Origin of the sequence: Cryobacterium psychrophilum, from assembly GCF_004365915.1 — a bacterium.
GTDB lineage: Bacteria > Actinomycetota > Actinomycetes > Actinomycetales > Microbacteriaceae > Cryobacterium > Cryobacterium psychrophilum.
Genome location: NZ_SODI01000001.1, coordinates 651,174 through 663,571, shown reverse-complemented (window position 1 = coordinate 663,571; position 12,398 = coordinate 651,174). Strand labels below are relative to the sequence as shown.

General features: G+C 62.9%; 9 protein-coding genes and 2 rRNA genes. 10 read left to right on the top strand and 1 reads right to left on the bottom strand.

The window, feature by feature from the left end; genetic code table 11:
• Positions 1-69: 69 nt before the first annotated feature.
• Both EDD25_RS03135 and rrf read left to right on the top strand, forming a co-directional pair.
• Positions 70-3,196 (top strand): 23S ribosomal RNA (locus tag EDD25_RS03135).
• A gap of 139 nt (positions 3,197-3,335) precedes the next feature.
• A 5S ribosomal RNA gene (gene rrf / locus EDD25_RS03130) occupies positions 3,336-3,452 on the top strand.
• 252 nt (positions 3,453-3,704) lie between these two features.
• On the opposite strand, the gene EDD25_RS03125 is transcribed toward rrf, so the two are convergent.
• On the bottom strand, positions 3,705-4,391 hold the full coding sequence (locus EDD25_RS03125) for a hypothetical protein (protein ID WP_134171982.1): 687 nt from the start codon (positions 4,389-4,391) through the stop codon (positions 3,705-3,707).
• 108 nt (positions 4,392-4,499) lie between these two features.
• On the opposite strand from EDD25_RS03125, the gene EDD25_RS03120 reads away from it, so the two are divergent.
• The 8 genes from EDD25_RS03120 to EDD25_RS03085 all read left to right on the top strand — a co-directional run bounded on the left by EDD25_RS03120 (position 4,500) and on the right by EDD25_RS03085 (position 12,396).
• Positions 4,500-5,525, top strand: coding sequence for a hypothetical protein (locus EDD25_RS03120; RefSeq protein ID WP_134171981.1), 1,026 nt, complete (start codon positions 4,500-4,502; stop codon positions 5,523-5,525).
• A gap of 106 nt (positions 5,526-5,631) precedes the next feature.
• A complete protein-coding gene (locus tag EDD25_RS03115; protein WP_134175091.1) occupies positions 5,632-6,672 on the top strand; it encodes an HAD-IIA family hydrolase in 1,041 nt (346 codons plus the stop codon).
• A gap of 9 nt (positions 6,673-6,681) precedes the next feature.
• Complete coding sequence (locus EDD25_RS03110) at positions 6,682-6,882, top strand: hypothetical protein (protein ID WP_134171980.1); 201 nt, start codon at positions 6,682-6,684, stop codon at positions 6,880-6,882.
• Positions 6,879-7,829 carry a TlyA family RNA methyltransferase gene (locus EDD25_RS03105; RefSeq protein WP_134171979.1) on the top strand — a complete coding sequence of 317 codons (951 nt, stop codon included), beginning with the start codon at positions 6,879-6,881 and terminating at the stop codon, positions 7,827-7,829. The genes EDD25_RS03110 and EDD25_RS03105 overlap by 4 nt, the downstream gene beginning before the upstream one ends.
• A gap of 4 nt (positions 7,830-7,833) precedes the next feature.
• Complete coding sequence (locus EDD25_RS03100; protein ID WP_134171978.1) at positions 7,834-8,754, top strand: NAD kinase; 921 nt, start codon at positions 7,834-7,836, stop codon at positions 8,752-8,754.
• Between the two features lie 9 nt (positions 8,755-8,763).
• Positions 8,764-10,467, top strand: coding sequence for a DNA repair protein RecN (gene recN, locus EDD25_RS03095; protein ID WP_134171977.1), 1,704 nt, complete (start codon positions 8,764-8,766; stop codon positions 10,465-10,467).
• 17 nt (positions 10,468-10,484) lie between these two features.
• Entirely contained in the window at positions 10,485-12,194 is a 1,710-nt protein-coding gene (locus EDD25_RS03090; RefSeq protein WP_241986297.1) for a CTP synthase, read from the top strand.
• Positions 12,187-12,396, top strand: coding sequence for a hypothetical protein (locus EDD25_RS03085; RefSeq protein ID WP_134171976.1), 210 nt, complete (start codon positions 12,187-12,189; stop codon positions 12,394-12,396). Before EDD25_RS03090 ends, EDD25_RS03085 begins: the two co-directional genes overlap by 8 nt.
• Positions 12,397-12,398 lie beyond the last annotated feature (2 nt).

The following is a 12,398-nucleotide window of genomic DNA, read 5'->3' as shown; positions in this document are numbered from 1 at the left end:
GCGTGATCATTGGTCAATTTCGATCATCACTTTCGAGTGGTGATACTTAATCGATTCAAACTCATGTGATTTCAAATTTTTAAGAGCAAACGGTGAATGCCTTGGCATGTAGAGCCGAAGAAGGACGTAGTAATCTGCGATAAGCCTCGGGGAGTTGATAAACGAACTGTGATCCGAGGATTTCCGAATGGGGAAACCCCGCCAGGCCCGTAAGGTGACCTGGTGACTCCCGCCTGAATATATAGGGCGGGTAGAGGGAACGTGGGGAAGTGAAACATCTCAGTACCCACAGGAAGAGAAAACAATAGTGATTCCGTTAGTAGTGGCGAGCGAACCCGGATGAGGCTAAACCGATCATGTGTGATAGCCGGTAGGCGTTGCATGGTCGGGGTTGTGGGACTTTTCAGCCGATTCTACCGAATGGCAAGGGTTAGAGCGTTGTATAGACGAACAGGATTGAAAGCCTGGTCATAGAGGGTGCGAACCCCGTAGTCGAAATGCAGTAATCACCCGAAGAGTATCCCAAGTAGCACGGGGCCCGAGAAATCCCGTGTGAATCCGTCAGGACCACCTGATAAGCCTAAATACTCCTACATGACCGATAGTGAACAAGTACCGTGAGGGAAAGGTGAAAAGTACCCCGGGAGGGGAGTGAAATAGTACCTGAAACCGTTTGCTTACAAACCGTTGGAGCCAGTCTGATTCTGGTGACAGCGTGCCTTTTGAAGAATGAGCCTGCGAGTTAGTGATATGTGGCGAGCTTAACCCGAGAGGGGAATGCGTAGCGAAAGCGAGTCTGAATAGGGCGATTCAGTCGCATGTCCTAGACCCGAAGCGAAGTGATCTATCCATGGCCAGGTTGAAGCGACGGTAAGACGTCGTGGAGGACCGAACCCACTTCAGTTGAAAATGGAGGGGATGAGCTGTGGATAGGGGTGAAAGGCCAATCAAACTTCGTGATAGCTGGTTCTCTCCGAAATGCATTTAGGTGCAGCGTTGCGTGTTTCTTGCCGGAGGTAGAGCTACTGGATGGCCGATGGGGCCCAAAAGCTTACTGACGTCAGCCAAACTCCGAATGCCGGTAAGTGAGAGCGCAGCAGTGAGACGGTGGGGGATAAGCTTCATCGTCGAGAGGGAAACAACCCAGACCACCAACTAAGGTCCCAAAGCGCGTGCTAAGTGGGAAAGGATGTGGAGTTGCGCAGACAACCAGGAGGTTGGCTTAGAAGCAGCCACCCTTGAAAGAGTGCGTAATAGCTCACTGGTCAAGTGATTCCGCGCCGACAATGTAACGGGGCTCAAGCACGCCACCGAAGTTGTGGCATTGATATTTTTGGTAAGCCGCCACCTTGTGTGGTTGGTTCAGCCGTGTTGATGGGTAGGAGAGCGTCGTGTGGCCAGCGAAGCGGCGGTGTAAACCAGCCGTGGAGGCTACACGAGTGAGAATGCAGGCATGAGTAGCGAAAGACGGGTGAGAAACCCGTCCTCCGAAAGATCAAGGGTTCCAGGGCCAGGCTAATCCGCCCTGGGTAAGTCGGGACCTAAGGCGAGGCCGACAGGCGTAGTCGATGGACAACGGGTTGATATTCCCGTACTGACGAAAAACCGCCCAAGCTAATCCAGTAATGCTAAGTATCTGAATCCTCTAGCTAATCCCTTCGGGGTGAGGCCAGGGGCCTAGCGTACGACCCGACACTGGTGCGGTTAGCGTATTAACAGGTGTGACGCAGGAAGGTAGCTGAGCCGGGCGATGGTTGTCCCGGTCTAAGGATGTAGGGCGAACGATAGGCAAATCCGTCGTTCATATAGCCTGAGACCCGATGGGTAGCCCGTAAGGGCGAAATCAGTGATCCTATGCTGCCAAGAAAAGCATCGACGCGAGGTTTTAGTCACCCGTACCCCAAACCGACTCAGGTGATCAGGTAGAGAATACTAAGGAGATCGAGAGAATCGTGGTTAAGGAACTCGGCAAAATGCCCCCGTAACTTCGGGAGAAGGGGGGCCTGAGGCGTGAACGGACTTGCTCCGGGAGCGTTCGAAGGCCGCAGAGACCAGTGGGAAGCGACTGTTTACTAAAAACACAGGTCCGTGCTAAGTCGCAAGACGATGTATACGGACTGACGCCTGCCCGGTGCTGGAAGGTTAAGAGGAACGGTTAGCCGCAAGGCGAAGCTGAGAATTTAAGCCCCAGTAAACGGCGGTGGTAACTATAACCATCCTAAGGTAGCGAAATTCCTTGTCGGGTAAGTTCCGACCTGCACGAATGGCGTAACGACTTCCCAGCTGTCTCAACCGCGAACTCGGCGAAATTGCATTACGAGTAAAGATGCTCGTTACGCGCAGCAGGACGGAAAGACCCCGTGACCTTTACTACAGCTTGGTATTGGTGTTCGGTGTGGCTTGTGTAGGATAGGTGGGAGACTGTGAAGCTTGGACGCTAGTTCAGGTGGAGTCATCGTTGAAATACCACTCTGGTCATATTGGATACCTAACTTCGAACCGTGATCCGGTTCAGGGACAGTGCCTGGTGGGTAGTTTAACTGGGGCGGTTGCCTCCTAAAAAGTAACGGAGGCGCCCAAAGGTTCCCTCAACCTGGTTGGTAATCAGGTGTCGAGTGTAAGTGCACAAGGGAGCTTGACTGTGAGACTGACACGTCGAGCAGGGACGAAAGTCGGGACTAGTGATCCGGCAGTGGCTTGTGGAAGCGCTGTCGCTCAACGGATAAAAGGTACCTCGGGGATAACAGGCTGATCTTGCCCAAGAGTCCATATCGACGGCATGGTTTGGCACCTCGATGTCGGCTCGTCGCATCCTGGGGCTGGAGTAGGTCCCAAGGGTTGGGCTGTTCGCCCATTAAAGCGGTACGCGAGCTGGGTTTAGAACGTCGTGAGACAGTTCGGTCCCTATCCGCTGCGCGCGCAGGAAATTTGAGAAGATCTATCCCTAGTACGAGAGGACCGGGATGGACGAACCTCTGGTGTGTCAGTTGTTCCGCCAGGAGCACCGCTGATTAGCTACGTTCGGAACGGATAACCGCTGAAAGCATCTAAGCGGGAAGCCGGCTTCGAGATGAGATTTCCATCCCTTAGGGGGAGAGGCTCGCAGCTAGACTACTGCGTTGATAGGCCGGATGTGGAAGTGGGGACTAAAGACCCATGAAGCTGACCGGTACTAATAAGCCGATAATTTGATAACACTCAGTTTGAAGAAGCTGCTTTAGCGTCCACTATGTGGTTCTCGATGTACGGTCGAGAACAACACCCACGGTGTCTAATAAACATTGCAGGGTTCTATAACTAAAAAATATAGGTTCGAAACACGCATCACCAAGTGTTTCGGCGGCTATAGCAAGAGGGAAACGCCCGGTCACATTCCGAACCCGGAAGCTAAGACTCTTTGCGCCGATGGTACTGCAGGGGGGACCCTGTGGGAGAGTAGGACACCGCCGGACTTAACTTAGAATAAACACAAAATGGCCACCTAAAGGGTGGCCATTTTGCGTTAAGGCTTAGGCTATTGAAAGTCGTCGAAATGACGGATTAATTACACAGGAGACACAGTGAGCCCTTCAGGAACGCACGGCGACGATGCACGCAAAGGCGGCCGAGACGACCGCCGCACAGGCGGAAACCAGAGCGGACGCCCCCAGGGGGCGCGCGACGGCGCCACGGGTGCGCCGCGATCCGGCGGTTATGAGGGCCGCTCACAGCGTCCCCACCAGGGCGGCGAACGTGCTCCCTACCGTGGTAACAGCGACCGTCCCTCCGGTGGAAACGATCGTGCCCCGTATCGCGGGAACAGTGACCGTCCTCAGCAGGGTGAGCGTCCTCCGTACCGTGGGAACAGCGACCGTCCCTCCGGTGGAAACGATCGTGCCCCGTATCGCGGGAACAGTGACCGTCCCCAGCAGGGTGAGCGTCCTCCGTACCGTGGTAACAGCGACCGTCCTCAGCAAGGTGAGCGTCCTCCCTATCGTGGTAACTCCGACCGTCCTCAGCAGGGTGAGCGTCCTCCCTATCGTGGTAACTCCGACCGTCCCTCCGGTGGAAACGAGCGTGCCCCGTATCGTGGTAACTCCGACCGTCCTCAGCAGGGTGAGCGTCCTCCCTATCGTGGTAACTCCGACCGTCCCTCTGGTGGAAACGAGCGTGCCCCGTATCGTGGTAACTCCGACCGTCCTCAGCAGGGTGAGCGTCCTCCCTATCGTGGTAACTCCGACCGTCCCTCCGGTGGAAACGAGCGTGCCCCGTATCGTGGTAACTCCGACCGTCCCCAGCAGGGTGAGCGTCCCCCCTATCGTGGTAACTCCGACCGTCCCTCCGGTGGAAACGAGCGTGCCCCGTATCGTGGTAACTCCGACCGTCCCCAGCAGGGTGAGCGTCCTCCCCATCGTGGTAACTCCGACCGCCCGTCCGGCTCCGGTGAGCGTAAGCCCTGGGCCAAGGAGGGAGAGCGCTCCGAGCGTCCCCGTCAGGACAGCGACCGTCGTCCCGGCGGCATGGCGACCCAGCGTGGCGGAAGCCCGAACCGCGCCGGCGCTCCTCGCGACGACGGCAAGAAGCTGTGGACCCGCGACGGCGCCCCCGCGCGCAACGACCGAGATGCACGGGTCGTTGAAGAGGAAATGACCGAAGAGCAGCGGATGCAGCGCGAGTTGCGTTCCGTTCGCCCGCGCCATGACGACCCGGAACTGCCCGACGACGTTTCGGCCCAGGACCTCGACCGCATTGCGCGCAACGAGCTCAAGACCCTCACCAAAGAGAACGCCGAGACCGTGGGGCGTCACCTCGCCATGGCTGCTCGCGTCATCGATGAAGATCCAGAGCTCGCACACCGCCACGTGATGAGCGCCGCCCGTCGGGCCGGGCGCATCGGCGTCGTTCGCGAGAGCCTCGCGATCACCGCCTACGCCACGGGTGATTTCGCACTGGCCCTTCGCGAGCTGCGCACCTACCGTCGCATCTCCGGTTCCAACGACCAGCTCGCCCTCATGGTGGACAGCGAACGTGGCGTCGGACGCCCCGACCGAGCCCTCGAGCTTGGCCGCTCGGTCGACCGCAGCACTCTGCCTGCAGGCGTTCAGGTTTCGCTGGCCATCGCCATGTCCGGTGCACGCCTTGACCTCGGTGAAACGGACTCCGCGCTCGGCGAGCTCGAGATTCCGCAGCTCGATCCGAACACGGCGTTCTCGTACAGCCCCGAGCTGTTCGTGGCGTACGCCGAAGTTCTCAACGAGCTTGGCCGCGCCGAAGAAGCCGAGAAATGGCTGGAGCGCGCCGAGCGCGCCGATGCTGCCCTCGGGTCGAACGGTGACGTCGACGAAACGATCGAGATTCACGAGATCGAAGAAGACGACGACGAAGCCCTGGCTGAGGAAGCTGCGGACGCCGGCGATGACGATGACGACGACGAGTCTGAGGGCAACTCGGACGAGGCCGCCGACGCCCATGACGCGCCGGAGCAGAGCGACGCTGTTGCATCCGACGAGGCATCTGACGAGGACAGCGCCGAGCGTGCCCGCTAAGGGCGGCGTGGGGGACTTCGTGCGGGGCCTTTTCGGCTCGGGCGGGGTCTCGACGAGCTCGACCGGCGAAGCTGGCTCGACCGGCGAAGTTGGCTCGACCGGCGAGATGCGCTCGACCGGCGAGGCGAGCGAACAGGCTGCTGCGGTGACGCCGCTCAACGGGGTCGACGTGTTGCTGGCCGACCTCGACGGCGTCGTCTACGCCGGCCCGGCGGCGATTCCGTTCGCCGTGGAGAGCCTCAACCGTGCGGCGCAAACCGTTCGGGTGGGCTACATCACCAACAACGCGTCGCGCACCGACCAGTCCGTGGCCGATCATCTCAGCGAACTCGGGCTGTCGGTGGAGGCGACGGATGTCGTCACCTCGCCGCAGGCCGCCGTGCGCCTCCTGGCAGAGGAGGTCCCGGCGGGAGCTCGCATTCTCGTGATCGGAGGGGAAGGACTCGTCTCCGAGGTTGAAAAGGCAGGATTCATCGTCACCCGATCTGCCGACGAGAACCCCGCCGCAGTCATCCAGGGCTTCGCGCCCGACGTGGGCTGGGCACATCTGGCCGAAGCCTCCTTCGCGTTGAGCCCGACGGGACCCACCGCGGGAATCCCGTGGATTGCCACCAACACCGACTGGACCATTCCGGTGGCCCGGGGGATCGCACCCGGCAATGGAACCCTTGTTTCTGCGGTGCACACCGCGGTGGGACGCCTGCCGATCGTGGCGGGCAAGCCCGAGGCAGCCATTTTCGTGGAGGCCGTCAACCGCTTTGGCGCGGACCGTGCGCTCTTCATCGGCGACCGCCTCGACACCGATATTCTCGGCGCCAACCGCGCTGGAATCCCGGCCGTTCTGGTGCTCACCGGAATCGACCGTGCCAAACAGGCCCTCGCCGCCGACCCCGACTCGCGGCCCACGTTTTTGCTCGACGATCTGCGTCAATTGCACGAGCCATACCCCGTCACGGTCTTCTCTGACGACGGAACCACGGCCACGGTCGATGGTGCGACGGTGAGCATCCGGGGCGCAGATGTTGTCGTCACCAACGACGGCGACAACGGAATCAACCTGTTGCGCGCCGCGTGCGCGGTGATCTGGAACTCGGGCCGACCCATTTATGGTCTCAACGTTCCCGAGCGGTTGTATCTCGCGCAGTAGCCTAGGTAGGTGACCTACCAGCCCAGCAATCCCAACGTTGATGGCGAGACCGACCTTGGTTCTCGCCTCAGCGTGATTAACGAACAACCCTTGGAAGCGCGCGCCGCGGCCTTCGTGCAGCTGCACGAGGAGCTGCTCGCCCGCCTCGAGGGAGCGGACACGCCCATAGGCGTAGATGCGATCGCGACCACGAAGGACAATCACGAATGAGCGACACCGGCACGAGCGGCTACCGATCGAATGAAGAACGAGAGGCCGCGCTGAGCGAGCCCGTACGGCCGGACGGGGCGGGGTTCAACGAACAAGACCTCACCGAGGAGGAGCTCGCGGAAGCGGCCCTGCACGCGATTGCCCCGCCGGAGGTGTTGCGCCTCGACGCTGCGCTCACGGAACGTGGTCTCGTGCGCTCCCGCACGGTCGCTGCAAAACTCATCACCGGTGGCCTTGTGACCGTCGACGGCGTCCCTGTCGTCAAATCCTCGCACCGCGTGAAAGAAGACGCCGTCCTCGAAGTTGCCGCCACCGATCATTACGTGAGCCGTGGCGCCCACAAACTCGTCGCCGCGCTTGACGCATTCGACATTCCCGTGACGGGACGCACCGTGCTTGACGCGGGCGCCTCCACCGGTGGATTCAGCCAGGTGGTACTCGAACGCGGAGCCGCGCAGGTGATTGCCGTCGACGTGGGTCACGGCCAGCTGGCCCCGCAGCTCGCCCTCGAGCCCAAACTCACCCTCGTCGAGGGGTTCAACCTGCGCTATTCCACGGCGGAAAAACTCGCCGGGGCATCCGGAATCACCACACGGGCCGACCTCGTGGTCGCCGACCTCTCGTTCATCTCGCTCACGACCGTGCTGCCGGCGCTTCTGGCCACGGCCGCCGACCGAGCCGACTTCGTACTGCTCATCAAGCCGCAGTTCGAAGTGGGCCGTGGCGGAATTCGTGAGGGCGTTGTGCACGACGCCGGCCTGCGTTCCGACGCCGTGGCGAGTGTGCTCTGGGCCGGCTGGGATATCGGGCTGCGCACGAACGGACTCATCGCCTCGCCGATCGCCGGCGCCGCGGGTAACCGCGAGTACCTCTGCCACATGAGTACGACCGTGGGCAGCAGTCCCACCGAATGGATCGACCGGATCGACGCGCTGGTCGGAGTGTGACGCGATGACCCAGGCACCGCGCCATATTCTCATCATCGCCCACACCGGACGAGACGACTCGCTCGAAGCGGCCGTCACTGTCGCCGGGCAGCTGATCGCGGCGGGCGCCATTCCGGTGCTCGCGGCGAATGAGCGCGATGACGTGCTCGCGTCCTGGCCCGACCTGGACGGTAACCTCGAGATTCTCGGCGACACCGTGCAAGCCGCCGACATTGAGCTGGCGATTGTGCTCGGCGGGGACGGGACGATTCTGCGCGCCGCCGAGCTCGTGCGCGGACACCCGATCCCGCTGCTCGGGATCAACCTCGGCCATGTGGGGTTCCTGGCCGAAAGCGAGCGCGACGACCTCGGTGCCGCCGTGCACCGCGCACTGCGGCGCGACTACGCCGTGGAAGAACGCATGACGCTCAGCGTGCGGGTGAAGGTCTTCAACGAGGTCGTGTACGAATCGTGGGCGCTCAACGAAGTCACCGTGGAGAAGGCAAGCCGGGAACGCATGATCGAGGTCGTCGTCGAGGTTGACGGGCGCCCGCTGTCGTCGTTCGGCTGCGACGGCGTGGTCATGTCCACTCCCACCGGTTCCACGGCCTACGCGTTCTCGGCCGGCGGCCCCATCGTGTGGCCCACCCTCGACGCCCTCATGCTCGTGCCGCTGAGCGCCCACGCGCTCTTTGCCAGGCCGCTCGTTGTCGCGCCGGATTCCTCGCTCGCCGTGGAGGTTCTGGCCCGCACCGGCGTTTCGGCGGTACTGTGTGCCGATGGCCGACGCACATTCGATCTTCCGCCCGGGGCGCGCGTGATCGTGCGCCGTTCCCCCGTACCCGTGCGGCTCGCCCGACTGCACAGCGGAGTGTTCACCGACCGTCTGGTCAACAAGTTCAATTTGCCCGTGACCGGCTGGCGAGGCCCGGTTGGGCGTGAGTGAGGCATCCGCATGATCGAGGAAATAGTCATCCGCGACCTCGGCGTGATTGCCGATGCCACCCTGCCACTCGGCCCCGGCTTCACCGCCGTCACGGGTGAAACCGGCGCCGGCAAGACCATGGTCGTCACCGCCCTCGGCCTGCTGCTCGGTGACCGAGCGGATGCCGCAACCGTGCGGCAGGGGCAGTCGCAGAGTTCCGTCGAGGGGCGCTGGGTCATCGACCCGGCCGGTCCCGTGGCGGAACGCGTACGCGAAGCCGGGGGAGACCTCGACGGCCCCGAACTCATCCTCGGACGCACCGTGTCGACGGAGGGCCGCAGCCGGGCCGTCGTCGGCGGACGCAGCGCTCCCGCCGGAGTATTGAACGACCTGCGCAGCGCGCTCGTCGTCGTGCACGGCCAATCCGATCAGGTGCGCCTGCGCTCCGCCGTTGCGCAGCGCGACGCCCTCGACCGCTTCGCCGGCCCCGACCTGGCGGAGGCCCTCGGCCTGTACCAGCACGCCTTCCACCGCTGGCAGGCCAACCAGCTCGAACTCGATCGACTCACCGCCGAGCACGATCGACGCGAACGCGAAGCCGAAGACCTGCGCGTTGCCCTCGCCCTGATCGAGACCGTGGCCCCGCAGCCCGGCGAAGACACCGAACTTGCCGAGCGCGCCGAACGCCTCGGCAACCTGGAAGAACTCCGGCTCGCCGCGGCGCAGGCCCGAGAGCGGCTCTCCTCCGAAGACAATCCCGACGACGCACCCGACGTGGTGGGCCTGCTCGAGGGTGCCCGGCGTGCCCTCGACCGCGTGGCCGCGCACGACGCGGCCCTGTCGCCCCTCACCGCGGCCCTCGCCAACGCCGGCTTCGTTGTGGCGGACATCGCCGCCGAACTCTCCACCTACCTTGCCGGAGTCGACGTGGACGGCGCGCGCGAGCTCGAGATCGTGCAGGAACGTCGCGCCGAACTGGGCTCGCTGGCCCGTAAATACGTGGGCGGGCTCGACGAGGCGATCGGGTTTCTCGAGAGCGGCAGCATCCGGTTGCTGGAACTTGACGGCGACTCGGAGCGCATCGAACAGCTGGGTGCCGATGCCGACGCCGACCGAACCCTCGTGACCAGCCTGGCCGACACGGTGACCGCCCTGCGGGAGGGCGCCGCCGTGTCGCTCGGCACGCTCGTGACGGCGGAACTGGCCGCGCTGGCCATGCCGGACGCCCGCCTGCTCGCGCAGGTGGAGAGCCGCGACGAATTCACCGTGAGCGGCCAGGACCTCGTGAAGATTCTGCTGCAGCCCCATGCCGGCGCCGAACCACGCTCGCTCGGCCGAGGTGCGTCCGGTGGCGAACTCTCGCGGGTCATGCTCGCGATCGAAGTTGTCATCAACGCCACCGACCCCGTACCCACGTTCGTGTTCGATGAGGTCGACGCCGGAGTGGGTGGTTCCGCCGCGATCGAGATCGGACGACGCCTCGCGCGGCTCGCCGAAACCGCCCAGGTGATCGTCGTGACCCACCTGGCGCAGGTGGCCGCATTCGCCGGAAACCACCTCAGCGTCGTGAAAGACAGCGACGGCTCGGTGACGGCGAGCAGCGTGCGCCAGCTGCACGGCGACGACCGCGCCGCCGAGATGGCCAGGCTTCTGTCGGGGCTGCCCGATTCCCAAAGTGGCCTCGTGCATGCGAGGGAGCTGATGGCCCTCGCTCAGGGTGTGGAAACTACCTGATAGCATTGAAGCCCGTGGTGGATAAAATAAACGCGGACATTTCAGACAGCAGCCAACTCGACAAAACTGTGAAGCACATTTTTGTCACGGGTGGTGTTGTTTCTTCCCTGGGTAAGGGCCTGACGGCGGCAAGCCTCGGCAACCTACTCACTGCTCGCGGCGTGCGCGTCGTCATGCAGAAGCTGGACCCATACCTCAACGTCGATCCGGGAACGATGAATCCGTTCCAGCACGGTGAAGTGTTCGTCACCGACGATGGCGCCGAAACCGACCTCGACATCGGTCACTACGAACGTTTCCTCGACATCAACCTGGGCCAGAGCGCCAACGTGACCACCGGTCAGGTGTATTCCCAGGTGATCGCCAAGGAACGCCGCGGCGAGTACCTCGGTGACACGGTGCAGGTCATCCCGCACATCACCGATGAGATCAAGCGTCGCATGCGCCTGCAGGCGAGCGACGACCTGCGTCCCGACGTGATCATCACCGAGATCGGTGGCACCGTCGGTGACATTGAATCGCAGCCCTTCATCGAGGCCGCACGCCAGGTGCGCCACGAACTCGGTCGCAACAATGTCTTCTTCGTTCACGTGTCCCTCGTGCCGTTCCTCGGCGCGGCAGGCGAGCAGAAGACGAAGCCCACACAGCACTCCGTGGCCATGCTCCGTTCCATCGGTATTCAGCCCGACGCGCTCGTCCTGCGCAGCGACCGACCCGTTTCCGAGTCGAACAAGCGCAAAATCGCGCTCATGTGCGACGTCGACGAGGACGCGGTTGTCAACGCCGTCGACGTGGCGAGCATCTACGAGATCCCCACCATGCTGCACGACCAGGGCCTCGACCGCTACATCGTCAACGCCCTCGGCCTCACCGCCTCCACCGTGGACTGGTCCGCCTGGGAGAACCTGCTGGTGGCGGTGCGTCACCCCAAGTACGACGTCACCATCGGTCTGGTGGGCAAGTACGTTGACCTTCCGGATGCCTACCTTTCGGTCACCGAAGCGCTGCGCGCCGGCGGCTTCGCGAACCAGGCGAAGGTGAACATCGTGTGGATCGGCTCCGACGACTGCGAGACCGAAGAGGGCGCGGCGCGCCTGCTCGGCGAACTCGACGGCATCTGCGTTCCCGGTGGCTTCGGCATCCGTGGCATCGAGGGCAAGCTCGGCGCGCTCAAATTCGCTCGCGAGAACGGCATTCCCACGCTCGGCCTGTGCCTGGGCCTGCAGTGCATGGTGATTGAATACGCCCGCGACAAGGCCGGCCTGCCGGGAGCCTCGTCGAGCGAGTTCGACCCCGAGACCGAATTCCCCGTGATCGCGACCATGGAGGAGCAGATCGAAATCATCGCCGGCGGAGACCTGGGCGGCACCATGCGCCTCGGCCTGTACCCGGCGGACCTCGCCGAGGGTTCCATCGTCGCCGAACTCTACGGCGCCAACGTTGCCTCCGAACGTCACCGTCACCGTTACGAGGTCAATAACGCGTTCCGCGACCAGATCGCCCTCGCCGGCCTCTCCTTCTCCGGTGTCTCGCCCGACCGCAAGCTCGTGGAGTACGTTGAGCTGCCCCGCGAGGTGCACCCGTTCTATGTGGGCACGCAGGCCCACCCGGAGCTGCGTTCGCGCCCCAACCACGCGCATCCACTGTTTCGTGGCCTCGTTGCCGCGGCGCTCGCTCGTCAGCAATCGAGCCGTCTGTTTGAGGTGAAAGAGGACGCCGATGTCTGACCTCTCGGCTAGCCTGCTGAGCATGGCGCCGTTCGACGGTCCGGCCCCCTGGACGTCGCCGCTGAAGCGCACCGACTGGTTGAGTGTCGCCGCGACGCGCTCTGCCGCGCCCGGTCCCAGCGAGAACGACGATGACGACACGGATGCCCCGACACGTGGTGATTCCGCGGCGAGTGCGGGGACGACCGAGGACCAGCCGTGAAT